Genomic DNA, 26,159 nt, shown 5'->3' on the forward strand with positions numbered 1-26,159 from the left:
GCCGCCGAGCCTACGCAGCGAGCGGACCTCACCCGCGGGTCGCCCGGTCCAGTGCCGTGGCGATGCGTTCCGGGGAGGGCACGCCGGGGAGGCCGAGGGGCCGTTCGGCGGCGGTGAGGACGGCGTGCACACGGTGGGCCTCGCGGACGAGGATGCCGTCGTCGTGGCCGGAGGCGCCGGTGAGGAACTCGGTGGCCCGGACGACGTCCGTGAACACGGACTGGGCCCGCTTGAAGTCGAGCAGCTTCTCCAGGTCCTCCTCCCAGCCCTTGGTGCCGCCCTCCCAGGCGGTCCCGGCCCAGCGCTCCTCCATGACCTGGGCCCACCGCTTGGCGACGAGCCGGTGCTGCCAGCGCGGGTAGCGCATCAGGTAGAGGTGGGTGGCGAGGTCGTAGAGGGGGTCGCCGAACATCGCCAGCTCCCAGTCGATGGTCCACAGGTGGCCGCCCGCGTCCACGACGAAGTTCTCGCGGTGCAGGTCCGCGTGGAGCAGACAGAAGCGGCGCGGCCGCAGCCCGGCGACGCGTTCCCGCAGCACGGTGAAGCAGCCGTCGCCCACACCGAGGTCCGCGAAGAGGGTGCCGAGGCGCCGGCGGTTGTACCGGTAGACGCGCTCCTCGGCGAAGAGGACGAGCCGCTCCAGGAAGTCCGCGCAGTCGTGGTCGTCGGAGCGGTCCTCCGGGGTGCACCTCCGCTCCACGGGCAGGTCGTCGGGGGCGATGTCCGCCAACTGCTCGAACAGTGCGAAGACCTGGTCGACGAGCGCGTCGGGAACCTGCTCCCCGGACGGGTGCAGGTCCCCGAGCGTCCGGCCCTCGATGAACTCCTGGAGAAACGTCTCGTCCGAGACCGTGTAGACGCGGGGGATCGCGGCCCCGTCCACCCGCTCGCGCAGCGCGAGCAGCAGCCGCTCCTCGGACACGAAACAACGGCGGTCGAACCAGAGCAGGTTCTCCCGCGGCGACCGGCACTTGCCGCGCCCCGCGTCCCCGCCGGACACCGCCTCGGGCAGCGGGATCACATACGTCTCGTGGTGGTAGCCCTCCAGCGGCCCCTCGACCGCGTTCGGGTCGCCGCTCATCTCAGCGGCGCGGACCCGCGCGGGAGAGGAGTCACGTTCGGATGACATGGTTCGTCATTTCCTCGGGCTGAGTGCACACCAGTGGTGTGGAAGTGAAGCACGGTACTCCCCGTGAACGAGCATGCTGCCAGATGTCGTTGCCCAGGTGACACCTGACGTGCCAAGAGGGTGACGGGGCGAGCACACGTGCGGACGGCCCGAGAACGGTCGCCCCTCACAGCGACCGCAGGACGGCCAGTACCTGTTCCAGGGAGGCGACGACCGTGGTGGCGTCCGCGGCGCGCAGGGCCTTCTCCTTCTCGTCGTTGCGGGCGTAGCCCAGGAAGGGGACGCCCGCATGGGTGGCGGCCTGGGCGTCGGAGGGGCTGTCGCCGATCATCAGGGCGTCCTCGGGGGCCGCGCCGAGGGCGCCGAGGGCGCGGTTGAGGTGGTGCGGGTCCGGCTTGAGCTGGTGGAGTTCGTCCGTGCGGCCGTAGATGTGGGGGGCGAAGCAGCCGAGGAGGCCCCGGCCGCGGAGGTAGGCCGTCGCCGTGCGGGCGGAGTTGTTCGTGGTGACCGCGAGCCGTGCGCCGACCGCGGTCCAGGTGCGTATCACCGGGTCCGCGTACGGCGTCGGCCGCGCCCGGGGGACGGCGAGGAGCTCGTGGTGGGTCAGCAGCTCCTCCAGCGCCGTGACGAGGTCGCTGCCGGGGTGGCGTTCGTCGGCGGCCCGGAGGATCACGTGCGGGTCGTCGTCCCGCCGTTCCTCCTCGGTCAGCAGGTGGAGCAGGCCCTGCCCCTCCAGCCAGCCGCGCATCTCCCGGGCCACCTGCTCCGCCGGGTGCCCCGCGAAGAGCCTGCAGATCGGCCCGTCGAAGTCCCACAGCACGAAACGGGCACGGGTGACCAGTTCTCGGACGTTCTCGGTCTCTGCTGTCACCGGATCAGTCTGCGTCGTTTCAGGAGTCACTAGGAGAGTGTCAGGTCCGACGTGATGGTTTCCCAGAGGGCGTCGAACCACTTCTGCGACTGGTCGACGAAGGCCGAGTCCCGGTGGCCGTTGCGTTTCTCGAAGGAGAAGAGGAGGGACTGGGAGCCCAGGGCGTCGTACATCTCCAGGGTGCCGGACTCCATCTCCTCCTCGCGGCGGGTCAGCATGTAGTACGCGATCAGGGCCTCCGCGCCGTTGAGCAGGTACAGCTTCATGGGCGGGGTGAACGGCAGGGCGCGGAAGGTGACCTGGACGTCGATGTGGTGCGTGGCGCGCAGGGACAGCAGGTTGTGCTGGAGGACGTGGCCCTGGGAGTTGCGCTGGACCAGCCAGCGCCGGTGGACGGCGTCGTCCTCGCCGCGGCCGTCGACCGGGACCGGGAACGCCAGGTCGATCTTCCGGGACGGCAGCAGGATGCGCACGTCGATGGAGCGGGGGCGCAGCCGGCCCTCATGGATCATGCGGACCGGTTCGCCGAGCGCCACCATCAGCGTCTCGGCGGTCAGACAGGCCGCGTCCACCCGGACGTGCGGCGAGGAGAACGCCTCCACCAGGCGCGGGGCCAGGGCCACCATGGTCGGCCGGGGTTCGTCCCGGACCGGCGCGGCCTCGGCTATGCGCGGCGGGCTGCCCTTGCTGACGTTGCTGAGCAGGCCGTCGTCCTGGAGCACGCGCAGGGCCTGGCGGACGGTGCCGCGCTCCACCCCGAACTCGCCGGCCAGCTCGGCCTGGGTGGGCAGCCGGTCGCCCGCCTTGAGCTCACCGGCGCGGATGCGCTCCCGCAACGCGTCGGCGATTTCCTGGGGCGAGCGCTTCTCGGCTCGCTCGGCTCTTTGCTGGGACACGACCAAACGTTACAACTTTCCTCCATCTCGGACGAGTTGTTTGCGACTTGTTTTGAAGTAGCGACCAACTGGGAATATCTACAACCAAGTTGGCAACCAACTTGGTTGAGTTGGCGGAAGGCCTGGTTCCTCCGGCCTCCCCGGCACCCGCACCGCCCCGTCCGCCCTGAAGGGGGTGCCACCATGCCCGTCCAGATCCTCCTGAGCACCGTGTTCACAGCCGGCCTCGAACAGTTCCTGCAGTGGCGGTACGGCCCGATGGGCCTCGTCGGGCTGGTGCTGCTCACCATCGGGATCAAGGCCAGGAACGCCACGTGCAGTTCGCTCGGCGTGGTCGTCCTCGCGCTGCTGATCACCGGGCCGACGCTGTGAGGTCCAGGTCCGAGCTGATCGTCTCCCACAGCGCGTCGAACCACAGGTGGGACTGCTCGACGAACGTCGTGTCGCGCGGCCCGTCGCCCTGGGCGAACGGGAACAGCACGACCTGCGTGCCCTCCGCGTCGTACATCTCCCGCGCCTCGTCGTCGATCTCGGCCTCGCGGCGCGTCACCGTGTAGTAGGCGAACAGCGCCTCCGTGCCGTTGAGCAGGTACAGCTTCACCGGCGGGGTGAACGGCAGCGCCCGGAAGGTGACGTGCACGTCGATGCCGTGGGTGCCGCGCAGGGCCAGCAGGTTGTGCCGGAGCACCTGGCTCTGCGCGTTGCGCTGCGCGAGCCAGCGGCGGTGCACCTCGTCGTCGGCGCCGGCCACCGGCGTCGGGAAGGCGAGCGCGATGTCCCGGCGCGGCAGCAGCACCCGCACGTCGACCTTGGCCGGTTTGATGCGCCCCGCGTGAATCTGCCGCAACGGCTCCCCCATGGCCAGGGTCAGCGAGATCGACGTCAGACACAGGGCGTCGATCTCCACGTGGGGCGCGGCGAACGCGGCCGAAATGCGCGGGGCCAGGGCGACGGTGGTGGGCCGGGGCTCGGCGCCCGGGCCGCCCGGCGCGCGCTTCCCGGCGTCCGGCGCGACGGTCGCCGGGCTGCCCTTGGAGACGCCCGCGAGCAGGCCCTCGGACTGCAGGACGCGCAGCGCCTGCCGCACCGTGCCGCGCTCCACCCCGAACTCCTGGGCCAGGACCGCCTGTGTCGGCATGCGCGCGCCCGGCCGCAGCTGCCCGGAGACGATCCGGGCGCGCAGCACGTCGGCCACCTCGCGCGCGGGGCGGCGCGGTTCCGGGGGCGTCCGCCGCCCGTTGACGGGGGCGGGGCCCGGTGCGTGTTCGGGTCGTTCCGGAGCGTGTCCCGGCTTCACGGCCAAACCCTACAACTTCTCGCCATCTCGGGGCAGTTCATGGGAGGGTGGTTATAAGACGTCTCCAAGTGGAGATAACTTAGGATGAGTTGGTCGCCAACTTGGTCGTTCGGCCGACTTGGCACGGCAGGGCGGTCCTGGACGACGGGACCGCCGGCCCCGGCTCACCCGGTCCGGCCGGTCGCACTCCCTTCCGGAGGGGAGCCGGGAGCTCGGCCCGTCCGCACCACCCGCACAGCCACAACCGAACAGCGTCACCACCGCACAGTCACAACCGCATACGGCACACCACGCACAGCCACAACCGAACAGACGCTGCCGCCGCGAGGCGTCAGAAGACGTCCGGGCACCAGGGTCGCCGGGACGTGCGCAGCAGGGCGTCGGCCAGTCGGACGGCGCCCTCTCGCTGTTCCCGGACCCTGCCGAGCGCGGCGAGCCGGGCGGCGGTGTCGTCGCCGAGCCACAGCGGCGCGAGGTCCCCGACGGCCAGGGTCAGGTCGGGGTCCTCGGCCGTCGGCGCGCAGTGGGCGCCGTCCGCGGCCGCCTCCAGCCGGTAGCGGCCACCGGTCGGTCCGTCCGCGTCGAGCACCTCCAGGACGAGCGTCCCCTCCCCCTCGTACGTGCGCGCCTCAAGGGCCCGTACGACGTCCAGGATCCGCACCCACAGCCAGTCGGCGAGGGTGGTGAGGCGGGCGGCGCGCGGGTCGGGGAGGAGGTGCGGCAGCAGGTCGTCGGGGGCGCGGTGGCCGCTCCTGACGCGGGTCACCCAGTCGATCGCGCAGAGGTGGTGCCACAGGGCGCGCTCGGCGGCCGGGGTGGTCGCGATCAGGCTTCTGACCTGGGCGGTGACCTGCGGCTGCTTGCCGCCGCCCCAGTCGTCGTCGCAGGTGTACGTCACCAGGCCCTCCAGTGCGCCGGAGGCCGAGCGGTAGACGGCGTGGAACGGTTCCGTCCAGGGCCGGCCGAACCGTTCGGCGCCGGTGGCCAGGCGCCACCAGAGGTCGGAGCGGTCGATCGCGCCGGGCTGGGCGGCGCGGAGGCGGTCGTGCAGGGCGGGGCCGAGCGTGCGGACGTCCGCGCCGCGGACGAGGTCGATCCGGCCGCCGTCGTCGGGGACGGGGCGGCGGGGATCGAGGCCGGAGCGGGGGACGTCGATGGTCCACTCGGCGGTGTGGGCGGCGGGGCCGAAGCCGAAGCGGCCGTAGATCGGGTACTCGGCGGCGATGAGCGTGGCGACGACGTCGCCGCGGTCCTTCGCGGCGGTGAGGTCGCGGGCCATCATGCGGCTCAGGATGCCGCGGCGGCGGTGGGTGGGGCTGACGCCGACGTTGGTGATGGCGTCGGCGGGGACGGGGGTGCCGCCGACGGCCGTGAGCTGCTGGGGGAAGGAGCGGAAGGTGGCGACGCAGGGGTGGGGGGCGGTGGGGTCGAAGGCGGCGAGGGTGCGGGTGGGGTCTATGTGTGCGGCTCGGTCGGCCAGGGCCGGGGGGTTGGCTTCGGGGGAGGTGGGGTCCGTGGTGCGGAGGAAGACGGTGTTCTGGGTGTGGAGCCAGGTGGGGATTTCGGGGGTGGTGAGGGGGCGGATGTCGAGGGGGCGGGTGTCGGAGGGGTGGGTGTCGGAGGGGTGGGTGTCGGAGGGGTGGGGTGTGGTCATGTGGTCACGCTAGGTGGGGGTGGGTGGGGGTGTCGCGTGGGTTTTTCTCGCCCCCGCCGCCCCTACCCGTCCCATCCCTTCAAGGGGCTCCGCCCCTTGGACCCCGGGGGTTCGATTTCGGGTGCGGGTGGGTGGGGGCTGGTCGCGCAGTTCCCCGCGCCCCTTACGGGGCACGATGGCTGGGCTCGCGCCCGCCGTGGCGGAGCCGCGCAGACAGAACAGCCCCGCGCCCCTTACGGGGCACGGTGGCTGGGCTCGCGCCCGCCGTGGCGGAGCCGCGCAGACAGAACAGCCCCGCGCCCCTTACGGGGCACGGTGGCTGGGCTCGCGCCCGCCGTGGCGGAGCCGCGCAGACAGCACGGTCCCGCGCCCCTACCCCAGCAAGTCCTCCACCTGGGCCTCGCCCTCTCTGTAGCGGCGGGCGATTTCCTTGGTGCAGTGGTCCGTGGTGCGTTGGAGGGTGCGGCGGCGGTGGGAGATGTGGCGTTCGTAGCGGGCGAGGCGGGTGAGGACCGTGGTGAGTTCCTCGTCCGTGCGGGCGCGGGGGTCGGAGAGTTCGACCTCGCCGAGCATCTCCGCCGCCAGCCGCCGGTACTCCTCGCTCTGCGGCGTCCCCACCGTCACGTGCCGCGCCGACGAGCGCTGCGCGGCCGGCGCGTCCGTGAGGATCGCCGTCAGCCGCTTCACGAAGCCGTCCTCCGGCGCGGCCGTCCCCCCGCGCCGGGCGAGCTCCGCCCGCAGGATGTCGATGCGCCCCTGCAACAGCCGTCGTACGTAACTCAGGTCGGCCTCGTCCTGCTGCGCGTCCCGGCGCAGGGTGCGCAGCTCGGGCAGGCTCAGGGCACCGAGGTCGGGCTCCGGCGGCTCCGCGGGCAGCGGGCTGTCCGTGCGCTGCACCGGCGGCCGGTGCTCCCCCGCCCGCACCGTACGGGCCAACGACGCCATGTCGGGCTGCTGCCCGATGCTCGGTGTGGTCATGCTGCTCCACCGTCCCCTCGACCGGCGCGGCGCACCCGACGGGTGCGACCGCACCACGCATCGTGCCATCCCCGATGGCCGCTATATGACCGAGTGCCCCCGAACAGCCCCGGATGGACGGTTAAGGAGCGATAAGAATCCCCTTCGGGTACCCCCCGAGGTCGTACACCGTGCGCACGGCATCATGGTGCCCATGCGAGCGGTGGTACAGAGGGTGGACGGCGCCGAGGTCGTCGTCGACGGCGAGACGGTCGGCGCGATCGAGGGCGAGGGGCTGTGCGTCCTGGTGGGCGTCACCCACGAGGACACCAAGGAGCAGGCGGCCCAACTGGCCCGCAAGCTGTGGACGTTGCGGATGCTGGGGGACGAGAAGTCGTGCAGCGACATCGACGCGCCGCTGCTGGTCGTCAGCCAGTTCACCCTCTACGGGGACGCCCGCAAGGGGCGCCGCCCGACGTGGAACGCGGCGGCGCCCGGGGCCGTCGCCGAGCCGCTGGTCGACGAAGTCGTCGCCCGACTGCGGGCGTTGGGGGCGACGGTGGCGACGGGCCGGTTCGGAGCCCGCATGCGGGTGTCGCTGACGAACGACGGCCCGTTCACCGTCCTGCTGGAGATGTGAGAGCGCCCGGCGGGGCACTCAGGGCTCGACGACCGTCTCCTGCGCCGCCGCCGTCGTGTCGGCGAGCAGCGGGGCGTCGACGGGGACGTTCCGCTTGACCAGGGCGAGCGCGACCGGGCCCAGCTCGTGGTGGCGTACGGACGTGGTGACGAAGCCGATCTTGCGGCCGTCGGCCCCCTCCGACGCCAGCCGCAGCTCCGTGCCGTGCGGCGGCAGGTGCACCTCGCTGCCGTCGAGGTGCAGGAAGACCAGCCGGCGCGGCGGCTTGCCCAGGTTGTGCACCCGGGCGACCGTCTCCTGACCCCGGTAGCAGCCCTTCTGCAGATGGACGGCGGTGGCGATCCAGCCCAGCTCGTGCGGGATGGTGCGGTGGTCGGTCTCGAAGCCGAGGCGCGGGCGGTGGTGCTCCACGCGCAGCGCCTCGTACGCCAGCAGCCCGGCCGCGGGCCCGTGCCCGGCGGCGTACGCCTCCAGGTCGCCCCGGGGCAGGAACAGCTCGCGTCCGTACGGCGTCTCGCGGACGACGACGCCGTCCGGCACCTCGGCGATGGAACCGGCGGGCTGGTGGACGACGGCGTAGTCCGCGGTGCGGTCGGCGACCTCGACCCGGTAGAAGAACTTCATCGACTCCAGATAGGCGAGCAGCGCCTCCTGGGTGCCGGGTTCGATGTGCGCCCAGGTGGTCTCGCCGTCGTCGACCAGGTAGAGCGCGTGTTCGATGTGGCCGTGCGGGGAGAGGATGAGCGCCTCGGTGGCCTGGTGCGCGGGGAGGTCGCTGACGTGCTGGGTGAGCAGCAGATGCAGCCAGCTCAGCCGGTCCTCACCGGTGACCGTGACGACGCCGCGGTGGGAGAGGTCGACGAATCCGGCGCCGTCGGCGAGTGCGCGCTGCTCGCGGAACAGGTCGCCGTAATGGGCGGCGACGCCTTCGTCCACGCCCTCGGCGGGGACGGCGCCGGGCAGGGACAGCAGAGGGCTCTTCATGGTCATACAGCCTACGACCGGATGACCGCCCCGTTTATTTCTCCCCCGCGGTCCCGCCCCGGCCTTCCGCGGCTGCGTCCTGGACCCGGCGCGTGCAGGCCTCGCAGCGGCCGAAGATCGCGAAGTGCTTCATGTCGGTGTCGAACCCGAACTCGGCGCGCAGCTTGGCGGTGAACTCGGCGGCCACGCCGACGTCGGCCTCGATGACGTTGGTGCAGTCCCGGCACACCAGGTGCAGATGGTGGTGGCGGTCGGCGAGGTGGTAGGTCGGCGCCCCGTGCCCGAGGTGCGCGTGCGAGACGAGCTCCAGCTCCTCCAGCAGCTCCAGGGTCCGGTAGACCGTGGAGATGTTCACCCCGGAGGCGGTTCTGCGCACCTCGGCCAGGATGTCGTCGGGAGTCGCGTGCTCCAGGGTGTCGACCGCTTCGAGCACGAGCTGCCGCTGCGGCGTCAGCCGGTAACCGCGCTGCCGCAGATCGGTTTTCCAGTCGGTGGCTACCACGGGGACCAGTCTAGGACCCCGCGCGGACACCCACGGGGCCCTGTGAACAACGGTGCCGCGCTGCCGTCACTTGAAGAACGCGATCCCGTCGTCCGGCATGTCCTCGGGCAGGGCCTTGGCCCAGCGCTCGACGTCCTCGGGGGTGACGACCTTCTTCAGGTGGGCCGACATGTAGGGGCGCAGCTCGACGTCGGGCGTCTGCTTCTCGCCGACCCACATCAGGTCGCTGTTGACGTACCCGTACAGCCGCTTGCCGCCGGTGTACGGGCCGGAGGCCGCGGTGCGGGCGACGGCGTCGGTGGCCAGGTCGACCTGCGGCTTCTTGTCGGCCAGCTCGCCGTACCAGACCTCGACGACACCGTCGTCGCGGACCATGGTGACCTCGACCTTGCGGTCGGTGTCGATCCGCCAGTAGCCGGACTCGGTCTCCAGCGGCCGGACCTTCCTGCCCTCGCCGTCCAGCACCCAGCTGCGCGAGTGGTACTCCAGGAAGTCCCGGCCGTCGTGGCTGAAGGAGACCTCCTGGCCGAAGTTGCACTTCTCGGAGCCGGGGAAGTCGTGCACGCCCGCGCCGGCCCAGTCGCCGAGCAGGAAGGCGAGCGGGACGAGGCTCTTGTGGAGGTCGGACGGGATCTCGATCATGAGCGGAGCTCCTGGACGACGGTCAGCGCTGGCCCTGGTACAGCTTCTTCACGGTCAGGTACGCGAAGGCGAGCACGCCGACGCAGACCAGGACCAGCAGGGTTTCGAAGAAGATCTCCACAGGGTGCTCCTCGGGCGAGCGGTACGACTGGTACGAGCGGACACGGCGGAGGCCCTACAGGGCCGGACCCCAGCTTACGCGGCCGGGGTCCGGCCCTCCTCTCCGGGCCGCTCGGCCGCCGGTCGGCTCGGGTCAGCTCAGGAGCTGGCCCTGGAGCACCACCGTCTGCTGGAACGGGACGGCCTTCGCGCTGCCCTCGCGGGACTGCGTGATCAGCGCGATCACGTCCCCGGCGGAGAGGTACGCCTGCCGCACCTGCTCGGCGCCGTACGGCTTGGCCTCGACGTAGGTGGAACGGTGCACGTCCCGGATGACCGCCTTGTCGGGCCAGTCGTCGTCGAAGACGGAGTCCCCGGCCCCGCGCAGGGCGTACGGCGGGCTGACGGCGCCCGACAGCTCGTCCAGGAACAGGTCTTCCGCGACGGCCGCCGTGTTGAACTGGAGCAGGTAGACCCGGGTGTGCGTGCCGTCGGGCGTGGTCCAGCCCCGGGCGGCCACGTGCCGCAGCGCGCGGTCGGCGAGCAGACCGCCGAGGGTCTCCCGGTCGTCCTTGCCGGCGTACGCCGCCAGGAAGTCCTTCGTCGCCAGCCAGCCGTCGGTGCCGCGCAGCGCCTTGTCGGCGGTCGCGCCCTTCGGGGCGGGCAGGACGAGGCCGCGCAGGTCGGCGTAGTGCGCGCCGGCCCCGTTGCCCTCGTCGAAGGGGCCCAGGCTGCCGGAGGGCAGCGGCGGCCGGGTCAGCTCCGGGTAGTCCCAGCGGCCGTCCGAGGCGGTGGCGAGGCCGGGCAGGTCCGTGCGGTCGGCACGCGTGATGCCGTACGCCGTGGACACCCCGACCGCCGCGAACACGGCGACGGCGGCGGTCCACCGCAGGGCCGTCCACAGGGTGCGGCGGTTCTTTTTGGGCGGGGCCGCGGGGGCGGGGGGCTGTTCCTGTTCCTGGGTCGGAGCCTGCTCCGGGACGGGAGCCTGCTCCGGGACGAGGGCCTGCTCCGGGACGGGAGTCACCTCCCGCACCGGCGCTTCCTGCTGCTGGTCGGTCATACCGCCTCCCCCGGCTCCGCGATGCGGTCGAGCTGGTCCTTGAGGAGCTGTGTGGCTCCCTCGGTCTTCAACGGGGCCACCCCGTCCACCGTGGCCGTGACCAGGACGTCTCCCTGAGCGGCGTAGCAGTACATCGCGTCCAGGTCGTCGCCGGTGTCCTTCGGCGGCCGGTAGCACCGCGCGTCCTTGTGCCCCTTGATCCTGGGCCCCTCGCGCAGGACGTCGCCCAGGGCGTCGAAGAGCTCGTCCTGGCCGGCGGCGGCGGCCCGTACGGAGGAGCGGTCCATGCGGACCAGCGTGATGCTCACGGTGGCGGCAGAGTCCCAGGTGCGGTCGAGGTAGCTGCGCATCGCCATGCCCTTGATGTGCTGCTTGTCGATCTGCCGTTCCAGCAGCCTGCGCTGGGAGCGGGGCAGGTCGCGCAGCACCTCCTTGCGGAGGGCGGTGGCCCGGGCCCCGCTGAGCTCGGCGTCCGCGCCGTACTCGCCGAGGTCGGGACCGCGCCCGAAGCCGCCGGTACTGTCGCCGCCGTACGGCACGAGCAGCGCGGCGAGCCCGGAGGCGGCGGGCGCCTTGTGGTCGTCGCCCTTCCCCTCGGGGAACTTCCAGCGGGGGGCGCCCGCGTCACGGTCGGCCCCGTCGACGGCGACGGCGGTGTACCCGACCCCGCCGACGACGGCGAGCGCGAGCACGGCGGCCCCGACGATCCGCGGCACGCGGGCACGCCTGGCGGGGCGGGCGACCGGGGTCGGACTCGTCTCCGGTGCCGGGATCGCTTCCGGTGCCGGGATCGGGTCCGGGAGTGCGGCCGGAGCCGCGTCCGGGATCGGCGGGGTGGGTTCTTCATGGCTCACAGGCGCTCCAGCTGACGTTCGGCCAGGCGCATGATCGTGGCCTTGGTGACCGGCTTGGTGCCGGTGACGTAGATCTCCAGGCAGACGTCCCCGCGCCAGGCGTACGCCTCCGCGTCGTACACCGGCAGATAGCCGGCCTTCGTCTCGGGCCGGCTGTGCACGTACGCGCGGCCGTCCCGCGTGCCGGGCAGCGCCCAGCTCCGGGTGCCGCTCTTACGGCCGGCCCAGTACTGGTTGTTGGAGTTGGACTCCTCGGCCGCCAGGGACTCCTCCTGCCGGTACTGCACCAGCCGGATCTCCACGCTGCTGTCGCCGCCCGTTTCCCAGCCGACGACGGCGGCCCGGCGGAACTCCTCGTCCGAGGCATGTTCGAAGGCGCCGGCGGGCTTCTCGTAACTCTCGGCGTACGAGGCCTGGTCCAGCCAGCCGTCCGTTCCCGTGAGCCACTCCGCGTCCTCGGCGCCGGCCGGCTTCTTCAGCAGCAGCTTGCGCAGATCGCCGTCGGTCCTCAGCCGGGCGTCCCGCGCGGCGGAGAGCGGCTCCGGCTCGCCCTTGGCCTGCTTGATGACCGGCTGGGAGAGGGAGGGCAGCTTCGTCGGCGCGCGGTCGGCCTGGATCAGGTACCCGGCGCAGGCACCGGCGACCAGCCCGAGCACGGCGGCCCCGGCGAGCAGCAGCGGACCACGCCGCCGCCGGACCGGCGCGGACGGTTCCGCGGAGGGCGCGACCGGGGGTTCTACAGCGAACTCGACAGGGGGTTCTACGGACGGTTCGACAGGTGACTGGACAGGTGGCCCGACAGGTGGTGCGACAACTGGTGCGACAAGTGGTTCATCAGGCGCTTTTGGCGCGTCGGGTCTTTCTTCGGGTCGTTCCAAGACGTCCCCCACAAAAAGGTGAAGCACGGATTCCGTCCCGTGCGGCACAGAAGACCCACAGGTCCCGTCCCCGGTTGTAGACACGTTGATTACGATTCGGGCATGGCGAAGAAGCTCGTGATCAAGGTGACGGCGGGGGCGGACGCGCCCGAACGCTGCTCGCAGGCGTTCACCGTGGCGGCCGTGGCCGTCGCCAGTGGTGTGGACGTGTCCCTGTGGCTGACCGGCGAGTCCGCGTGGTTCGCGGTGCCGGGGCGGGCGGCGGAGTTCGAACTGCCGCACTCCGCGCCGCTGCCCGGCCTGATCGAGTCGATCATGGCGGCGGGCCGCATCACGCTCTGCACGCAGTGCGCCGCCCGCCGGGACCTCACCGAGAAGGACGTCATCGAGGGCGTCCGGATCGCGGGCGCGCAGGTGTTCGTGCAGGAGGCGATGGCGGACGAGACACAGGCGCTCGTCTACTGAGACGGGTCGGGCAGGACAGAAGGGCGGGCGCTACCGGCGCTTCCTGCCGTCCAGCTCGTCCCACCACTCGTCGGACTTGGGGTCGCCGGAGGGGTCGTCCCACCAGCGGTCGTCGGGGCCGCGCCGGTTGGCGAGGATCGCGGCGGCCGGCGGGATGACCATGGCCACCACGCACATCCCGATGGCCGCCGGGACCGACCAGAGCCGTACGACTCCCCAGGCCAGCACGAAGAGCGCGATGCAGGTCCCCATCATCACGAAGTACGTCCGGCGCCGGCGTGCGTACATGCTTCTCAGCGTAGGCCGGACCGGCGAAGGGCCGCACCCTCCGGAGGTTCCCGGTGGGTGCGGCCCTGCCGCCGTTCGGGGCGCGTGCGCGCCCCCGCTCACTCAGACCGCGATCGCGACCTCCGCGAGGCCGCCCTGCTGGGCGACGACCGTGCGGTCCGCGGTGCCGCCGGGAACCAGGGCCCGTACGGTCCAGGTGCCCTCGGCCGCGTAGAAGCGGAACTGCCCCGTCGCGGAGGTGGGGACCTCCGCGGTGAACTCGCCGGTCGAGTCCAGCAGGCGGACGTAGCCGGTCACCGGCTCGCCGTCACGGGTCACCTGTCCCTGGATGGTGGTCTCACCGGCCTTGATCGTCGAGGCGTCCGGGCCGCCGGCCTTCGCTCCACACATGTCGTACTCCTGAAGAGGTCTTGAAAGGTCGGTGTCGGTGTCGTCGGTCGTGCGGGTTACTTGCCGGTGCCGAGCTCGATCGGCACGCCCACGAGGGAGCCGTACTCCGTCCAGGAGCCGTCGTAGTTCTTGACGTTCTCCTGGCCGAGCAGCTCGTGCAGGACGAACCAGGTCAGCGCGGAGCGCTCACCGATGCGGCAGTAGGCGATGGTGTCCTTGGCGAGGTCCACGTTCTCGGCGGTGTAGAGCTCCTTGAGCTCGTCGTCCGACTTGAAGGTGCCGTCGTCGTTGGCGTTCTTCGACCACGGGATGTTCGCGGCCGTCGGGACGTGGCCCGGGCGCTGCGACTGCTCCTGCGGCAGGTGGGCCGGGGCGAGCAGCTTGCCGGAGAACTCGTCGGGCGAGCGCACGTCGACGAGGTTCTGCGAGCCGATCGCGTTCACGACGTCGTCGCGGAAGGCGCGGATCGAGGCGTCCTGCGGCTTGGCCTTGTACTGGGTGGCCGGGCGGCTGGGGACCTCGGAGCCGTCGACCAGGTCGCGGGAGTCCAGCTCCCACTTCTTGCGGCCGCCGTCGAGGAGCTTGACGTCCTGGTGGCCGTAGAGCTTGAAGTACCAGTACGCGTACGAGGCGAACCAGTTGTTGTTGCCGCCGTAGAGGACGACGGTGGTGTCGTTGGCGATGCCCTTGGCCGACAGGAGCTTCTCGAAGCCCTCCTGGTCGACGAAGTCGCGGCGGACCGGGTCCTGGAGGTCCTTGGTCCAGTCGATGCGGATCGCGTTCTTGATGTGGTTCTTGTCGTACGCGGCGGTGTCCTCGTCGACCTCGACGACGGCCACGTTCGGGTCGTCCAGGTGCGCCTGGACCCAGTCGGCGTCGACCAGTACGTCGCTGCGGCTCATGCTTTCTCCTCCGGGGCAGTTGCGGCGGGATGATGCGGGTGGGTGCGGGGCGCGCGGCCGTGCCCCGCGAGGGGCGCGTACGGCGCGGGGCGGGGCCTCGGGGGCGAGGGCGCCGTGGGGAACGCGGAGGCGGGTGGCCTCCGGTCAGAAAGTGCGACAGAGCATGGCGGCGACGCGGCACAGGTCGACTGCCCGCCGCTTCGTCAGATCCGCCTGTCCCCGCAGTCGGGGGACGCTCGAGTAGCACCGCATGCTGCGATCGTAAGGACGGACGGGCGGGCATGTCACCGACGTGTCGCATACTGAGACGCGATCGTCCGTGATGTGGGATGACGAGGGTGGCCGGGGTTCCGTCGGGCCCGCGGGAGGTCCGCCACTGCCCGGTTTCGCGGCCATTGTCACTCGCGTCACACGGGGCGGGCATCTGCTGGGCGGACGGGGGCGTCTCGGCTGACGGACAGTCGTGCGGGACGGTCGTACGGGACGGTCGTACGGGACGTGTCACGGGACGGGGGCGCGGCGGCCCAGGGGCGGTCCTACCCCACGCGGAGCCGTCTCATACCGGCCGGCGGGGGTGGGACTCGGCCCGGCGGAGTGTGTCTCGGTCCGCCGGAGTGAACCTCAGCCCGTCACGCTGACGTTGGTGCCCTTGGCGGTGATGTGCACGCCCTCCTCGGCGGCCTCGACCTTGTCGATCTTGATGCCGCCGGGGAGCTGGTCGATCGCCTGCTGGAAGTCGGTGATGGAGCGGACCTTCTGCTCGGCGAGGGCCAGGCCGGTCTTGGGCAGCGAGTCGGCATGCACCTTGACGACGCCGTTCTCGACGGTGATGGAGCTGAGCAGGGACGTCGTCTGCGACAGCGCCTTGGTGGGGCCCTGGATCTTGACCTTCACCTTGATCTTGCCGTTGCCGCCGTCCGAGAGGCCGAGGATCCGCGCGGTGACGCCCGGGATGATCTCCGTCGGCTCCGACTTGGCCGCCTTCAGGAGCTCGTCGTAGGAGATCGTGGCCGTGCCGGTGGCGGTGCGGGCGGTGGCGGAGGAGTAGTCGCTGGAGAAGTCGACGCCGTGCATGTCGGCGTTGAGGTCGTCGATGCGGAGGGTGTCGGCGCCGGCGCCGCCGTTCTTCCCGGCGGTGCCGGTGGCGACCTCGTAGTCCTTGATGCCGACGTGGATCTCGTCGAGCTCGCCGCTCGCGACCTGGGTGAGGAACGGGAAGCCGTCGATGGAGACGCTGGGGGTCTCGGCGAGGTTCTCGTTGGTCTTGATGCGGTCGGCGGCCTCGTTCTGGGCGAAGTGGACGGCGACGCGGTCGGCGATGACGAAGAGTCCGCCGACGATCACGATGATGATGAGGAGTATTCGCAGTGCGCGCATGCCCGGTGTGTCCCCCGCGTCGATCGGTCGAACGGCGAGCGTAACCCGGACGGGTGGGGAGGGGGCGGCCGAGGGCCGGGTTGTTGATCGGTTGTGACGGGGCGCTGCGTTGTCGGAGCAGGGAGCGCCCCCTGCTTTCAAGGGGCGCGGGGAACTGCGCGACCAGCCACAACCCACCCGCACTCCCGTCGAACCACGCCACCCGAGCCCCCCGGGGTCCAAGGGGCGGAGCCCCTTGTCGGGGATGGGAAGGGTAGGGGCGGCGGGGGCGGGGAAACCCCCGTCGGCTACCCCAGCGCCTGCCCCAGCACCCACACCGCCGGCGCAGCCGCGGCAAGCGGCAACGCCACGCCCGCCGTGAAGTGCACGAACCGCGACGGATAGTCGTAGCTCGCCGCCCGGTGGCCGATCAGCGCGCACACCCCCGCCCCGACCCCCAGCCCCGCTCCCGACGCCCCCAGATCCGTCATCCCGCCCACCGCGACCCCGGCCCCCGCGGCCGCCAGCAGGGCGACCACCACCGACACCACCGTCGGCAACGGCAACGCCCGCGCGACGACCGCCACCGTGACCGCCACCCCGCCCACCGTCACCGCGTCCGCGTCGGCCGCGAGATGCCCCGTCGCCACGACCGTCAGCGCCGCCGAGACGACCGTCGCCATCAGCCCGTACATCCGCTCGTCCGGATCGGCGTGCGAACGCAGTTGCAGGACGAGGGTGAGCAGCACCCACACCCCCAGCGTGCCGAGGATCGCCGCCGGCCCGTGCTCCCGCCCGGCCGCGAGGACGGCCACGTCCGCGACGAGCCCGCCGAGGAAGGCCAGGGCGATGCCCTGCCGGGCCGGCCACATGCCGTTGAGCCGGAACCAGCCGGCCGCGGTCACGGCCTGGAGCACCACGAGCGGCACGACGAGCGCGTACGACCCGACGACCGCCGCCCCGGCGAGCAGCACGCCGAGCACGGCGGTGAGCAGCGCGGGCTGCATGCCCGGCTCGATGATCGGCGACCGGCCCTCCAACCGCGCCCGCTGCGCGTCGGTGATCCGGGTGTTCCCGGCGACCGTGGCGGGCCCGTAGGGCGTCCCGTCACCGCCGCCCGCCGCGCCCGCGACGGGAGGCGCCGGCACCGGCTCGGGCGCCGGAACCGGGGCCGGAGCCGGCGCGGCCTGCGGCTCGTACGGCACCGCCCCCGTCGTCGGCATGTACGCCGTCTCCGCCGCCGCCGGCGCGGCGAGCGAGGGCTGGACCTGCGTCTCCCAGGTCTGCCCCTGCCACTGCTGGGTGTACTGCTGCGGATCGGCGGTGTACTGCTGCGGATCGGCGGCCTCACCGCCGTACCAGCCCTGCTGCTGAGGGTGCTGGTGCTGCTGCTGCGGCGGCTGGTGCTGCTGCTGCGGCGGCTGCTGGGCGTACGGCCGCGGCTCCCCGTACCCCTGCTGGTAGCCGTCGTACCGCGGGGACCGGTACGGCCCTTGCTGCCCGTACTCCCCGTACTGCTCGTACTCCCCCTGCTGCCCATGCTCCCCGTAGGGCCCATACGGCTCCGACATGCTCACCCTCCTGCGAACGGCGGGAGCACCTCTACCGTGCCGCCCTCGGCCAGCCGTACCGTCTCGTGTTCACGCTTCCCGACCGGGTCTCCGTCGACGAGGAAGGAGCACCGCAGCAGGACCCGGTCCAGCTCGCCGGGGTGTCGTTCCCGGGCGGCGTCGAGCGCCTGTGCGAGCGTGACCGCGTCGTACGGCTCCTCGGCGGTCCCGGCCGCGGCCTTGGCGGCGGCCCAGTAGCGCACCGTGCCTCTTGCCATCTCGTCCCTCGATCGGTGATGCCGGCGAGTACCTCGGCGCCGGCTGTGTGAACACCGTCAGGCTAGCCCGCCCGCGCCGCCACCCACGCCCCGATGCGCTCCAACAGCTCGTCCGCCGCCGCGTTCTCGGCGTGGCCCATGCCCTCCTCCAGCCAGAGTTCGGCGTGGTCGGGGGCGGCGTCGGCCAGCATGCGGGGGTGGTCGACGGGGAAGTAGCCGTCCCGGTCGCCGTGCACGATCAGCAGCGGCGTCGGCGCGATCAGCGGCACCGACTCGACCGGGGAGGCGGGGACCGGGTCCCAGTCCCGGTGGTGGATGCGGGTGCGCAGGCCGTAGCGGCCCACCGCGCGCCCCACCGGCCGGGTGACCAGCCAGTGCAGCCGCCGCATCGGTGCCGTACCCCGGTAGTACCAGCGGGCCGGCGAGCTGACCGCGACCACCGTGTCCGTCTCCGCACCCTCGGGCCGCAGCGCCGCGTGCCGCAGTACCACCGAGCCGCCCATCGAGAAGCCGACCGTGGCCACCCGGGTGTGGCCGAGCTCACGCGCCCACCGCACCGCCGCCGCCAGGTCCAGCACCTCGCGGTCGCCGACGGTGGAGTGCCCGCCGGAGGCGCCGTGGCCCCGGAAGGAGAACGTGACCACCGCCCCGCGACGGCGCAGCGCGGCCGCGACCCGCCGTACGTGCGGGCGCTCCAGGTCCCCGGTGAAACCGTGCGCGACGACGAGGACGAGCCCGGCGCCCTCCGCCTCCGCGGCACGCTCGCCGGGGTCGTACGCGGCGTCGATCAGGACCCCGTCCTCCGTGCGCAGGAACCGCCGCCGCGGCGCCCGCCGCTCCCCCTCCGTACCCGCCCCGGACACCGCGTCCGCGGGTGTCTCACCCTTCGGACGCCCCGTGGGACGCGCCACATGACCTGCCCGACCACCGCTCATGTGGGCTATTCTGCTGCGAAGAGGACTCGGGCAGAGAAGCCCCCGGGTCCTTTTGTGCTTTCGGGAGCGTTGTATACGAAGCGGGAAAGCCGGCAGCGAAGCGCGGAAAGCCACAGCGAAGCAGCCAAGCAGTGAAGCAGTGCAGTGCCGCACACATCCTCGACAGAACCGAGGAAGGACCGGACGTCATGGGCCAGCGAACCGAGCACGACCATACGAAGCCCCCGGAGGGGACGACCCCCGAGGGGAGGACGCGATGAGCTCCCTGCTGCTCCTCACCAACGCCCTCCAGCCCTCCGCTGAGGTGCTGCCCGCGCTCGGGCTGCTGCTGCACAGCGTGCGGGTGGCCCCGGCGGAGGGCCCGGCCCTCGTCGACACCCCCGGGGCCGACGTCATCCTCATCGACGGCCGCCGCGACCTGCCGCAGGTGCGCAGCCTGTGCCAGCTGCTGCGCTCGACGGGGCCCGGCTGCCCGCTGGTCCTGGTGGTGACCGAGGGCGGTCTCGCCGCCGTCACCGCGGACTGGGGCATCGACGACGTCCTGCTGGACACCGCGGGCCCGGCCGAGGTCGAGGCCCGGCTGCGGCTGGCCATGGGCCGACAGCAGATCGCGGGCGACGACTCCCCCATGGAGATCCGCAACGGCGACCTGTCGGTGGACGAGGCGACGTACTCGGCCAAGCTCAAGGGCCGCGTCCTGGACCTCACCTTCAAGGAGTTCGAGCTGCTGAAGTACCTCGCGCAGCACCCGGGCCGCGTCTTCACCCGCGCCCAGCTCCTTCAGGAGGTCTGGGGGTACGACTACTTCGGCGGCACCCGCACGGTCGACGTGCACGTCCGGCGGCTGCGGGCCAAGCTCGGCCCCGAGCACGAGTCGCTGATCGGCACCGTGCGGAACGTCGGCTACCGGTTCGTGACCCCGGAGAAGCCGGACCGGACCGACCGGACCGACCGGACCGACCGGACCGAGCGCGCCGAGCGCGCCGAGCGCGCCGAGAAGCAGGACGGGCCGGAAGGGTCCCGGCGGACGGAGAGGGCGAAACAGGACGAGAAGGGCGAGTCGGCCGACGCCACCGCCAAGGCCGCTTCCGAGGCGTGAGAAGCGGGGGAAACTCCCTGCCCAGGGCCGATCCATCCGCGTAGACTCCGCGCGTGGCCAAGGTGACTCGGGACGATGTGGCGCGGCTGGCGGGGACCTCCACCGCCGTCGTCAGCTACGTCATCAACAACGGACCCCGGCCGGTCGCCCCGGCCACGCGCGAGCGTGTCCTCGCCGCGATCAAGGAGCTGGGGTACCGGCCGGACCGGGTCGCCCAGGCCATGGCCTCGCGGCGGACCGACCTCATAGGCATGATCGTGCCGGACGCGCGCCAGCCGTTCTTCGGCGAGATGACGCACGCGGTCGAACAGGCCGCCGCCGAGCGCGGAAAGATGGTGCTGGTCGGCAACACGGACTACGTCGCCGAGCGCGAGGTCCACTATCTGCGCGCCTTCCTCGGCATGCGGGTCTCCGGGCTGATCCTCGTCAGCCACGCGCTCAACGACCACGCCGCCGCGGAGATCGAGGCGTGGGACGCGCGGGTGGTGCTGCTGCACGAGCGGCCCGAGCTGATAGACGACGTGGCGGTGGTGACGGACGACCTCGGCGGCGCCCGGCTCGCCGTCCAGCACCTGCTGGAGCACGGGCATCCGTACGTCGCCTGCATGGGCGGTACGGCGGAGACGCCGGCGGTGGGCGACCCGGTCTCCGACCACGTGGAGGGCTGGCGGCAGGCGATGGCCGAGGCGGGCGTCTCCACGGAGGGGCGGCTGTTCGAGGCGCCGTACAACCGCTACGACGCGTACCAGGTGGGGCTGGAGCTGCTGGCCGGCCCGCACCGGCCACCGGCGATCTTCTGCTCGACGGACGACCAGGCGATCGGGGTGCTGCGGGCGGCGCGGGAGCTGCGGATCGAGGTGCCGGGGCAGCTGGCGGTGGCGGGGTTCGACGACGTGAAGGAGGCGGCGCTGACGGATCCGCCGCTGACGACGGTCGCGTCGGACCGGTCGGCGATGGCGCGGGCGGCGGTGGACCTCGTCCTGGACGACGGCCTCCGCGTCCCCGGCTCCCACCGCGAACGCCTGAAGCAGTTCCCGTCCCGCCTGGTGAACCGCGCGTCCTGCGGCTGCGTGGCCTGAGGGGCTCCGCTGAGGGGCTCCGCTGAGGGGCTCCGCGCCCCTTGCCCGGGCGCTTCATCTCCGCAGGGCGAAGCCCAGGCCCCTGACGGTGTGGATCAGGAGGGGGGCACCTTCGTGGTGGAGCTTGCGGCGCAGGTACATGACGTAGACGTCGAGCGTGTTGGACGTGGGCTCGAAGGAGAAGCCCCACACCTCGCGCAGCAGGCGGCTGCGGGTGAGGACCTTGCCGGGGTGGCGGAGGAGGTACTCCAGGAGGGCGTACTCCGTCTTCGTCAGCTCCAGCGGGCGGCCGGACCAGGTCACCGTGCGGGTGATGCGGTCCATGGCCAGTTCGTCGAAGGTGAGACGGTCCTCCGCCGGCGGTGCCGGGAGCCGTGGGCAACGGCGCAGCAGCGCCCGTACCCGCGCGAGGAGTTCCTCCGTCGCGAAGGGCTTCATCAGATAGCCGTCGGCCCCGTTGTCGAGGGCGACGATGCGGTCGCCGACGGCGTCGCGCCCGGTGAGCATGAGGATCGGCACGGTGCAGCCGGAGGCCCGTATCCGCCGGGTCGCGGCCAGCCCGTCCAGTACCGGCATGGTGACGTCCATCAGCACGAGGTCGGGCCGTCCGCCGTCACCGTCCCCGTTCACGCGTACGACGGCTTCGCGGCCGTCCCCGGCGAGCACGGTCTCGTACCCCTCGAACCTCAGAACCCGGCCGAGCCCTTCGCGTACGGCCGCGTCGTCGTCCGCCAGCAGAATCTTCCGCGCCATGGCCCCGACGCTCCACCGGCCGACTGTGGCGGACCTTGGAACGGGGTGTGAGCAGGCTGGGGCCACCGGCCGGCCGTCACCGTCCCTCGCGGCCGTGAGCGGCTGCGGCGCATACCGCAGTATGCTCGCCCCATGGCGGACACCACGCGCATCACTGTGACGCTACCGGCCGAGCAGGTCGCCGAACTGAAGAAGCTCACCGACAACGTCTCCGGATACGTCGCCGAGGCCGTGGGCCGTCAGATTCGGCACCAACTGCTCGGTGCCGATCTGTTGCGTCACCAGGAGGAGCACGGAGCGTTCACCGAGGAGGAGCTGTCTCAGGCGCGCTCCAGGCTCTTCGGCACGGCGGCGGATGCCGACGGGCCGGCGAGCGCGGCGTGAACGAACACGTCGAAACCGTCGTCCTGGATTCCCAGGGGCTCTCCGCCTGGATCGCTCAGGACCGCGAGATCCTCGCCATGTTCCAGGTCTTGCACACCATGGGCGCCGATGTCGTCATCGGAGCCAACACCATCGTCGAGGTCAGCCATGCACGGGTGAACCTGCCCCGACTGAAGTGGGCCCTCTCCCGCGTCAAGGTCGAGCCCGTGACCGAGAACGCGGCGAGAGCCTCGGCCGATCTGCTCAAGGCCGCCGGTCTGCACGGCCACAAGTACGCGATCGACGCGACGGTCGCCGAGATGGCGCTGCGCCAGCCGGGCCCCGTGGTCATACTGACGTCCGACGTGGACGACATGGCCGGGTTGTGCGGCGAACGTGTCCGGCTTGTCGGCATCTGACTACGCTTGACGCGGGCGCACACTGCCAAAGACAGGCCCTAGCCAAGGAGCTCTTCCTGCCTCGGCGGCGGTGTCGGTGCCCCCGGGAGGCGGATCGTGGCGATCGTGCCGCCGGGTGGGTCCGTCGCGGGGGCGAGGGAGACCTCGCCGCCCGCCTGTTGGACCGTGCGGGCCACGATGGAGAGGCCGAGGCCGGAGCCCGGCAGGGCCCTCGCGCCGGGGGAGCGCCAGAAGCGGTCGAAGACGTGGGGGAGTTCGTCGGCGTCGATGCCGGGGCCGTGGTCCCGTACCGTCAGGACGCCGTCGGCCAGCCGTACCTCGATCGTGCCGGCCTCGGGGCTGAACTTCACCGCGTTGTCCAGGATGTTGACCACCGCCCGCTCCAGCGAGGACGGCTCCGCGCGGACGTACCAGGGCTCCACGTCCGCTGTGATCGTCAGCTCCGGGCCGCGCAGCCGGGCCCGGCGCAGCGCCGACTCGACGATGTCCTGCCAGGCCACGATCTGCGTACGGTCCGAGTGTTGGCCGGTGTCCGGGCGGGACAGCTCCTGCAAGTCGCCGATGAGCGCGGCCAGTTCCGTCATCTGCGCCTTCACCGAGGCGAGCAGCGCCTTGCGGTCGGCGGCGGGGAGGGGGCGGCCGGTCTCCTCGCTGCGGGTGAGGAGTTCGATGTTCGTGCGGAGGGAGGTCAGGGGGGTGCGGAGTTCGTGGCCCGCGTCCGCGATCAGTTGCTGCTGGAGGTCCCGGGAGGAAGCCAGGGACGCCGTCATGGAGTTGAAGGAGCGGGAGAGGCGGGCGATCTCGTCGTCGGCGGGTTCGTCGACGGGGATGCGGACGGTGAGGTCCTCCGTGCGGGCCACGTGTTCGACGGCCGCGGTGAGCTTGTCGACGGGGCGCAGCCCCGCGCGGGCCACGGCCAGTCCGGCGGCCCCGGCGCCGAGCACCCCTATGCCGGAGACCAGCAGCAGGATCAGCGCCAGGTCGTTCAGGGTCGACTGGGTGCTCCTGAGCGGGGTCGCGACGAGGAGGGCGGTGCCGGGCACGATCTGCGGCTCGGTGCCGAGGCCCTGGGTGGCGGTCAGCGGGATCGTCCGGACGCGGACGGCGTTGCCGTCGTCGTCGGTGCCGTTGCGGCGCACGACCCGGTCGGCGGAGCCGGCGGAGCCCGCTTCCTGGGCCACGCGCTTGTCGGCGCCGGTGACCTTCACCAGGCCCGCGGAGTTCGAGGAGACGCAGGCCGTGCCGTCCGCCTGGACCAGTTCGAGGTAGTAGTTCTCCCGGGTCCGCAGCTGACTCGGGGCGCCCTGCGGGGTCTGCGTGCAGTTGTTGAGCGTGCCGACGACCTGGGAGTACTGCTGCGGCCGCTGGGTGGCCTGCTTCAGATCGTCGTCCACCTGGGCGTACAGCCGGCCCTGGACGATGAACCAGCACGTCACCGAGACCGCCGCCACCGCGAAGGCCACCGCCGCGGCGACCAGCAGCGCCAGGCGGGAACGGAGCGGCAGCGCGCGGAAGCGTCGGATCACTCCGCGCCGCCCGCGCGCAGGACGTACCCGACGCCCCGCACCGTGTGGACGAGGCGGGCCTCGCCGCCGGCCTCCGTCTTGCGGCGCAGGTACATCACGTAGACGTCCAGGGAGTTGGAGCTCGGCTCGAAGTCGAAGCCCCAGACCGCCTTGAGGATCTGCTCACGGGTGAGCACCTGGCGCGGGTGCGCCATGAACATCTCCAGAAGCGTGAACTCGGTACGGGTCAGCTCCACCGCGCGCCCGCCCCGGGTCACCTCGCGGGTGGCCAGGTCCATGCGCAGGTCGCCGAAGGCGAGGGTCTCGTTCTCCTCGTCCGCGCCGGTCACGGCGGCCGCGTAGGCGCTGCGGCGCAGCAGGGCGCGGACCCGGGCGAACAGCTCGTCCAGTTCGAACGGCTTGACCAGGTAGTCGTCCGCCCCGGCGTCCAGGCCGGTGACCCGGTCGCCGACCGTGTCCCGGGCGGTGAGCATCAGGATCGGGGTGGTGTCGCCGGTGCCGCGGATGCGGCGGGCGGCGGTGAGGCCGTCCATGCGCGGCATCTGGATGTCCAGGACCAGCAGGTCCGGCTGGTACGCGGTGGCCTTCTCCAGCGCGTCCGCGCCGTCCACGGCGACCTCGGTGTCGTAGCCCTCGAAGGCGAGGCTGCGCTGGAGTGCTTCGCGCACCGCCGGCTCGTCGTCGACGATCAGGATGCGCTGGGTGTCACGGTCGCCTTCGGCGGGGCTCATGGGCGTGGGGTTCCTCGGATGCGGTGGGATGGACGGGGCACGGGGTCTGCGTGCCGTGCGCTGAACGCCTAAAGCGTCGCACGTCAGGCCCGCAGCGTGTCCAGCCTGCGCAGGGCGACCCGGCGGCGGTGCGGATGGGCGGCGGTGGTCCGCAGCCCCATGAGCTGCGGCTGCGGGGGGACGGGGGCGACCTCGGGGGCCCGGGTCGAAGGGGCGTGGAGGGCGGACGCGACCGCCAGGGCGAGCGCCGTGCCCGCCGGGTCGGTGCCGGTCACCGTGTGCGTCACCTGCTGGATCATCGTGACCTCCTGAAGTGAGCCTGGAGTGGGCCCGCCGCATGGTGCGGAGGGTCGGTTCAGCTGTCGGAGCCGCCGGCCCGCAGCGTCGCGAGGTCGGACTTGACGGTGTTGATCGGGATGGCGAAGCCGAGGCCAACGCTGCCCGCGCTGGACGAGGAGGAGTCGGCGGAGGAGGAGTACATCGCGGAGTTGATGCCGATGATCTGACCGGCCGCGTTGATCAGCGCGCCGCCGGAGTTGCCCGGGTTGAGGGAGGCGTCGGTCTGGATCGCCTTGTACGTCGTCGTCGACGAGCCGGTGTCGCCGTTGAACTGCTGGCCGCCGAACTGGAAGGGCCAGTTGCCGTTGCCGCCGCCCTGCTGCTGTTGCTGCTGGCTCTCGTCGGTGGAGACGGTCACGTCGCGGTCGAGGGCGGAGACGATACCGCTGGTGACGGTGCCGGTCAGACCCTCGGGGGAGCCGATGGCGACGACCTCGTCGCCGACCTGGACGTCGTCGGAGTCGCCGAGCGAGGCGGCCGTGAGGCCGGAGGCGTTCTCCAGCTTGATCAGGGCCAGGTCCTTCTTGCTGTCGGTGCCGACGACCTGGGCGGTGTACGTCTTGCCGTCGTGCGTCTGGACCTTGACGGTGGAGGCGCCGGTGACGACGTGGTTGTTGGTGACGATCTCGCCGTCGCTGGTGATGATCACGCCGGAGCCGGTGGACTCGCCGGCGTTGGAGGTGGCGGTGATCTCCACGACGCTGGGGCTGACGGCGGCGGCGATGGCGGAGACGGAGCCCTTCTTGCCGACCGGGACCGCGCTGGTGCCGGTGGTGCTCGCGGCGACGGTGTTCGAGGAGTGGGTGAGCTCCTGGATGCCGTAGGCCGTGCCGCCGCCGACGGCCGCGGCGGCTATCGCCACGGCGGCGAGGAGGGCGAAGGGGCCCTTCGCGCGCTTCTTGTGGGACGCGGCCGGCTGGGTGGCGGGGTCGTAGGACGGGGGAGGCGGCCACTCGGGGTTCACGGGAGCGAACAGGTGTTCGGTGGCGGGGTCGGCCTGGCCCTCCGGGCCCGGTGCCTGGTGAGCCTGGTGGGCGTGGCCCGCCTGGGGGTGCTGCTGCTCGTGGTCGCCGCTGCGGAAGCTGCTCTCTGTCATGTGAAAGAGAGTGTCCCGCGATCATGAGAGCCGCCTGAGGGACCACTGAGAAGCCCGACAGAAGTACGTATGCCCGATATAAAGGGGGGCGGGACGGCGGATGCAGCCGGCGCAGCCGCACACC

The 26,159-nt window shown here is 72.1% G+C and carries 31 protein-coding genes; 7 read left to right on the forward strand and 24 right to left on the reverse strand.

Annotation, left to right across the window (positions count from 1 at the left end):
• Positions 1-28: 28 nt before the first annotated feature.
• The 3 genes from OIE12_RS15140 to OIE12_RS15150 all read right to left on the reverse strand — a co-directional run bounded on the left by OIE12_RS15140 (position 29) and on the right by OIE12_RS15150 (position 2,902).
• Positions 29-1,129, reverse strand: coding sequence for an aminoglycoside phosphotransferase family protein (locus OIE12_RS15140; protein WP_329135617.1), 1,101 nt, complete (start codon positions 1,127-1,129; stop codon positions 29-31).
• A gap of 166 nt (positions 1,130-1,295) precedes the next feature.
• Complete coding sequence (locus tag OIE12_RS15145; RefSeq protein WP_329135619.1) at positions 1,296-2,000, reverse strand: HAD family hydrolase; 705 nt, start codon at positions 1,998-2,000, stop codon at positions 1,296-1,298.
• 29 nt (positions 2,001-2,029) lie between these two features.
• Positions 2,030-2,902: a winged helix-turn-helix domain-containing protein gene (locus tag OIE12_RS15150; protein ID WP_329135621.1), complete on the reverse strand. Its 873-nt coding sequence runs from the start codon at positions 2,900-2,902 to the stop codon at positions 2,030-2,032.
• 177 nt (positions 2,903-3,079) lie between these two features.
• Here OIE12_RS15150 and OIE12_RS15155 point away from each other — a divergent pair, with 177 nt between their 5' ends.
• The gene (locus OIE12_RS15155; protein WP_030382495.1) at positions 3,080-3,268 is read left to right on the forward strand and encodes a hypothetical protein; all 189 of its coding nucleotides are present in this window, start codon (positions 3,080-3,082) and stop codon (positions 3,266-3,268) included.
• Here the strand turns inward: OIE12_RS15155 and OIE12_RS15160 are convergent.
• From OIE12_RS15160 to OIE12_RS15170, 3 genes are all read right to left on the reverse strand, one after another.
• Positions 3,249-4,193, reverse strand: coding sequence for a GntR family transcriptional regulator (locus OIE12_RS15160; RefSeq protein WP_443053830.1), 945 nt, complete (start codon positions 4,191-4,193; stop codon positions 3,249-3,251). The genes OIE12_RS15155 and OIE12_RS15160 overlap by 20 nt on opposite strands.
• A gap of 331 nt (positions 4,194-4,524) precedes the next feature.
• On the reverse strand, positions 4,525-5,847 hold the full coding sequence (locus tag OIE12_RS15165; protein ID WP_329135624.1) for a GNAT family N-acetyltransferase: 1,323 nt from the start codon (positions 5,845-5,847) through the stop codon (positions 4,525-4,527).
• Positions 5,848-6,219: 372 nt separating this feature from the next.
• Positions 6,220-6,825: an RsiG family protein gene (locus OIE12_RS15170; protein ID WP_329135626.1), complete on the reverse strand. Its 606-nt coding sequence runs from the start codon at positions 6,823-6,825 to the stop codon at positions 6,220-6,222.
• 193 nt (positions 6,826-7,018) lie between these two features.
• Here OIE12_RS15170 and dtd point away from each other — a divergent pair, with 193 nt between their 5' ends.
• On the forward strand, positions 7,019-7,444 hold the full coding sequence (gene dtd / locus OIE12_RS15175; RefSeq protein WP_329135628.1) for a D-aminoacyl-tRNA deacylase: 426 nt from the start codon (positions 7,019-7,021) through the stop codon (positions 7,442-7,444).
• An 18-nt stretch (positions 7,445-7,462) separates the two neighbouring features.
• On the opposite strand, the gene ygfZ is transcribed toward dtd, so the two are convergent.
• The 6 genes from ygfZ to OIE12_RS15205 form a co-directional block, all read right to left on the reverse strand.
• Entirely contained in the window at positions 7,463-8,428 is a 966-nt protein-coding gene (gene ygfZ, locus OIE12_RS15180) for a CAF17-like 4Fe-4S cluster assembly/insertion protein YgfZ (protein ID WP_329135630.1), read from the reverse strand.
• Positions 8,429-8,462: 34 nt separating this feature from the next.
• On the reverse strand, positions 8,463-8,930 hold the full coding sequence (locus OIE12_RS15185; protein WP_329135633.1) for a Fur family transcriptional regulator: 468 nt from the start codon (positions 8,928-8,930) through the stop codon (positions 8,463-8,465).
• A 66-nt stretch (positions 8,931-8,996) separates the two neighbouring features.
• Positions 8,997-9,572, reverse strand: coding sequence for an FABP family protein (locus tag OIE12_RS15190; protein WP_329135635.1), 576 nt, complete (start codon positions 9,570-9,572; stop codon positions 8,997-8,999).
• Positions 9,573-9,825: 253 nt separating this feature from the next.
• Positions 9,826-10,734, reverse strand: a complete 909-nt coding sequence (locus OIE12_RS15195; RefSeq protein ID WP_329135637.1) for a hypothetical protein — start codon at positions 10,732-10,734, stop codon at positions 9,826-9,828.
• A complete protein-coding gene (locus tag OIE12_RS15200; protein WP_329135639.1) occupies positions 10,731-11,588 on the reverse strand; it encodes a hypothetical protein in 858 nt (285 codons plus the stop codon). Before OIE12_RS15200 ends, OIE12_RS15195 begins: the two co-directional genes overlap by 4 nt.
• The gene (locus OIE12_RS15205; RefSeq protein WP_329135641.1) at positions 11,585-12,244 is read right to left on the reverse strand and encodes a hypothetical protein; all 660 of its coding nucleotides are present in this window, start codon (positions 12,242-12,244) and stop codon (positions 11,585-11,587) included. The genes OIE12_RS15200 and OIE12_RS15205 overlap by 4 nt, the downstream gene beginning before the upstream one ends.
• 324 nt (positions 12,245-12,568) lie before the next feature.
• On the opposite strand from OIE12_RS15205, the gene OIE12_RS15210 reads away from it, so the two are divergent.
• Positions 12,569-12,931: a DsrE family protein gene (locus OIE12_RS15210; RefSeq protein WP_329135643.1), complete on the forward strand. Its 363-nt coding sequence runs from the start codon at positions 12,569-12,571 to the stop codon at positions 12,929-12,931.
• Between the two features lie 30 nt (positions 12,932-12,961).
• Here the strand turns inward: OIE12_RS15210 and OIE12_RS15215 are convergent, their stop codons facing one another.
• From OIE12_RS15215 to OIE12_RS15245, 7 genes are all read right to left on the reverse strand, one after another.
• The gene (locus OIE12_RS15215) at positions 12,962-13,219 is read right to left on the reverse strand and encodes a DUF3099 domain-containing protein (protein WP_030382483.1); all 258 of its coding nucleotides are present in this window, start codon (positions 13,217-13,219) and stop codon (positions 12,962-12,964) included.
• A 102-nt stretch (positions 13,220-13,321) separates the two neighbouring features.
• A complete protein-coding gene (locus OIE12_RS15220) occupies positions 13,322-13,609 on the reverse strand; it encodes a DUF1416 domain-containing protein (protein WP_030382482.1) in 288 nt (95 codons plus the stop codon).
• 56 nt (positions 13,610-13,665) lie between these two features.
• Positions 13,666-14,511, reverse strand: coding sequence for a sulfurtransferase (locus OIE12_RS15225; RefSeq protein WP_329135646.1), 846 nt, complete (start codon positions 14,509-14,511; stop codon positions 13,666-13,668).
• A 621-nt stretch (positions 14,512-15,132) separates the two neighbouring features.
• Positions 15,133-15,888 carry an LmeA family phospholipid-binding protein gene (locus OIE12_RS15230; protein ID WP_329135648.1) on the reverse strand — a complete coding sequence of 252 codons (756 nt, stop codon included), beginning with the start codon at positions 15,886-15,888 and terminating at the stop codon, positions 15,133-15,135.
• A 287-nt stretch (positions 15,889-16,175) separates the two neighbouring features.
• Positions 16,176-17,438: a hypothetical protein gene (locus OIE12_RS15235; protein WP_329135650.1), complete on the reverse strand. Its 1,263-nt coding sequence runs from the start codon at positions 17,436-17,438 to the stop codon at positions 16,176-16,178.
• 2 nt (positions 17,439-17,440) lie between these two features.
• Positions 17,441-17,695 carry a MoaD/ThiS family protein gene (locus tag OIE12_RS15240; protein ID WP_329135652.1) on the reverse strand — a complete coding sequence of 85 codons (255 nt, stop codon included), beginning with the start codon at positions 17,693-17,695 and terminating at the stop codon, positions 17,441-17,443.
• 62 nt (positions 17,696-17,757) lie between these two features.
• Positions 17,758-18,630, reverse strand: coding sequence for an alpha/beta hydrolase (locus OIE12_RS15245; protein ID WP_329135654.1), 873 nt, complete (start codon positions 18,628-18,630; stop codon positions 17,758-17,760).
• A 256-nt stretch (positions 18,631-18,886) separates the two neighbouring features.
• Here OIE12_RS15245 and OIE12_RS15250 point away from each other — a divergent pair, with 256 nt between their 5' ends.
• The gene (locus OIE12_RS15250; protein WP_329135656.1) at positions 18,887-19,729 is read left to right on the forward strand and encodes a response regulator transcription factor; all 843 of its coding nucleotides are present in this window, start codon (positions 18,887-18,889) and stop codon (positions 19,727-19,729) included.
• A 53-nt stretch (positions 19,730-19,782) separates the two neighbouring features.
• On the forward strand, positions 19,783-20,808 hold the full coding sequence (locus OIE12_RS15255) for a LacI family DNA-binding transcriptional regulator (RefSeq protein ID WP_329135658.1): 1,026 nt from the start codon (positions 19,783-19,785) through the stop codon (positions 20,806-20,808).
• A 54-nt stretch (positions 20,809-20,862) separates the two neighbouring features.
• Here the strand turns inward: OIE12_RS15255 and OIE12_RS15260 are convergent, their stop codons facing one another.
• Positions 20,863-21,561, reverse strand: a complete 699-nt coding sequence (locus tag OIE12_RS15260) for a response regulator transcription factor (protein ID WP_329135659.1) — start codon at positions 21,559-21,561, stop codon at positions 20,863-20,865.
• Between the two features lie 132 nt (positions 21,562-21,693).
• Here OIE12_RS15260 and OIE12_RS15265 point away from each other — a divergent pair, with 132 nt between their 5' ends.
• Positions 21,694-21,945, forward strand: a complete 252-nt coding sequence (locus tag OIE12_RS15265) for a hypothetical protein (RefSeq protein ID WP_329135661.1) — start codon at positions 21,694-21,696, stop codon at positions 21,943-21,945.
• Complete coding sequence (locus tag OIE12_RS15270; RefSeq protein ID WP_329135663.1) at positions 21,942-22,343, forward strand: DNA-binding protein; 402 nt, start codon at positions 21,942-21,944, stop codon at positions 22,341-22,343. Before OIE12_RS15265 ends, OIE12_RS15270 begins: the two co-directional genes overlap by 4 nt.
• 38 nt (positions 22,344-22,381) lie before the next feature.
• On the opposite strand, the gene OIE12_RS15275 is transcribed toward OIE12_RS15270, so the two are convergent.
• From OIE12_RS15275 to OIE12_RS15290, 4 genes are all read right to left on the reverse strand, one after another.
• On the reverse strand, positions 22,382-23,869 hold the full coding sequence (locus OIE12_RS15275; RefSeq protein ID WP_329135665.1) for a HAMP domain-containing sensor histidine kinase: 1,488 nt from the start codon (positions 23,867-23,869) through the stop codon (positions 22,382-22,384).
• A complete protein-coding gene (locus tag OIE12_RS15280; protein ID WP_329135666.1) occupies positions 23,866-24,600 on the reverse strand; it encodes a response regulator transcription factor in 735 nt (244 codons plus the stop codon). The genes OIE12_RS15275 and OIE12_RS15280 overlap by 4 nt, the downstream gene beginning before the upstream one ends.
• Positions 24,601-24,683: 83 nt before the next feature.
• Complete coding sequence (locus OIE12_RS15285) at positions 24,684-24,899, reverse strand: hypothetical protein (RefSeq protein ID WP_329135667.1); 216 nt, start codon at positions 24,897-24,899, stop codon at positions 24,684-24,686.
• Positions 24,900-24,955: 56 nt separating this feature from the next.
• A complete protein-coding gene (locus OIE12_RS15290) occupies positions 24,956-26,035 on the reverse strand; it encodes a S1C family serine protease (protein ID WP_329135669.1) in 1,080 nt (359 codons plus the stop codon).
• Positions 26,036-26,159 lie beyond the last annotated feature (124 nt).

The organism is Streptomyces sp. NBC_00670, from assembly GCF_036226765.1.
Taxonomy (GTDB): Bacteria; Actinomycetota; Actinomycetes; order Streptomycetales; family Streptomycetaceae; genus Streptomyces.

Bases quoted from the DNA above. Each gene is read 5' to 3' on its own strand.
- OIE12_RS15225 (WP_329135646.1), bottom strand. From the start codon at position 14,511: ATGAGCCGCAGCGACGTACTGGTCGACGCCGACTGGGTCCAGGCGCAC.
- OIE12_RS15195 (WP_329135637.1), bottom strand. From the start codon at position 10,734: ATGACCGACCAGCAGCAGGAAGCGCCGGTGCGGGAGGTGACTCCCGTC.
- OIE12_RS15190 (WP_329135635.1), bottom strand. From the start codon at position 9,572: ATGATCGAGATCCCGTCCGACCTCCACAAGAGCCTCGTCCCGCTCGCC.
- dtd (WP_329135628.1), top strand. From the start codon at position 7,019: ATGCGAGCGGTGGTACAGAGGGTGGACGGCGCCGAGGTCGTCGTCGAC.
- OIE12_RS15220 (WP_030382482.1), bottom strand. From the start codon at position 13,609: ATGTGTGGAGCGAAGGCCGGCGGCCCGGACGCCTCGACGATCAAGGCC.
- OIE12_RS15170 (WP_329135626.1), bottom strand. From the start codon at position 6,825: ATGACCACACCGAGCATCGGGCAGCAGCCCGACATGGCGTCGTTGGCC.
- OIE12_RS15140 (WP_329135617.1), bottom strand. From the start codon at position 1,129: ATGTCATCCGAACGTGACTCCTCTCCCGCGCGGGTCCGCGCCGCTGAG.
- OIE12_RS15215 (WP_030382483.1), bottom strand. From the start codon at position 13,219: ATGTACGCACGCCGGCGCCGGACGTACTTCGTGATGATGGGGACCTGC.
- OIE12_RS15240 (WP_329135652.1), bottom strand. From the start codon at position 17,695: ATGGCAAGAGGCACGGTGCGCTACTGGGCCGCCGCCAAGGCCGCGGCC.
- OIE12_RS15235 (WP_329135650.1), bottom strand. From the start codon at position 17,438: ATGTCGGAGCCGTATGGGCCCTACGGGGAGCATGGGCAGCAGGGGGAG.
- OIE12_RS15210 (WP_329135643.1), top strand. From the start codon at position 12,569: ATGGCGAAGAAGCTCGTGATCAAGGTGACGGCGGGGGCGGACGCGCCC.
- OIE12_RS15285 (WP_329135667.1), bottom strand. From the start codon at position 24,899: ATGATCCAGCAGGTGACGCACACGGTGACCGGCACCGACCCGGCGGGC.
- OIE12_RS15260 (WP_329135659.1), bottom strand. From the start codon at position 21,561: ATGGCGCGGAAGATTCTGCTGGCGGACGACGACGCGGCCGTACGCGAA.
- OIE12_RS15230 (WP_329135648.1), bottom strand. From the start codon at position 15,888: ATGCGCGCACTGCGAATACTCCTCATCATCATCGTGATCGTCGGCGGA.
- OIE12_RS15280 (WP_329135666.1), bottom strand. From the start codon at position 24,600: ATGAGCCCCGCCGAAGGCGACCGTGACACCCAGCGCATCCTGATCGTC.
- OIE12_RS15290 (WP_329135669.1), bottom strand. From the start codon at position 26,035: ATGACAGAGAGCAGCTTCCGCAGCGGCGACCACGAGCAGCAGCACCCC.
- OIE12_RS15155 (WP_030382495.1), top strand. From the start codon at position 3,080: ATGCCCGTCCAGATCCTCCTGAGCACCGTGTTCACAGCCGGCCTCGAA.
- OIE12_RS15245 (WP_329135654.1), bottom strand. From the start codon at position 18,630: ATGAGCGGTGGTCGGGCAGGTCATGTGGCGCGTCCCACGGGGCGTCCG.
- OIE12_RS15265 (WP_329135661.1), top strand. From the start codon at position 21,694: ATGGCGGACACCACGCGCATCACTGTGACGCTACCGGCCGAGCAGGTC.
- ygfZ (WP_329135630.1), bottom strand. From the start codon at position 8,428: ATGAAGAGCCCTCTGCTGTCCCTGCCCGGCGCCGTCCCCGCCGAGGGC.
- OIE12_RS15165 (WP_329135624.1), bottom strand. From the start codon at position 5,847: ATGACCACACCCCACCCCTCCGACACCCACCCCTCCGACACCCACCCC.
- OIE12_RS15250 (WP_329135656.1), top strand. From the start codon at position 18,887: ATGAGCTCCCTGCTGCTCCTCACCAACGCCCTCCAGCCCTCCGCTGAG.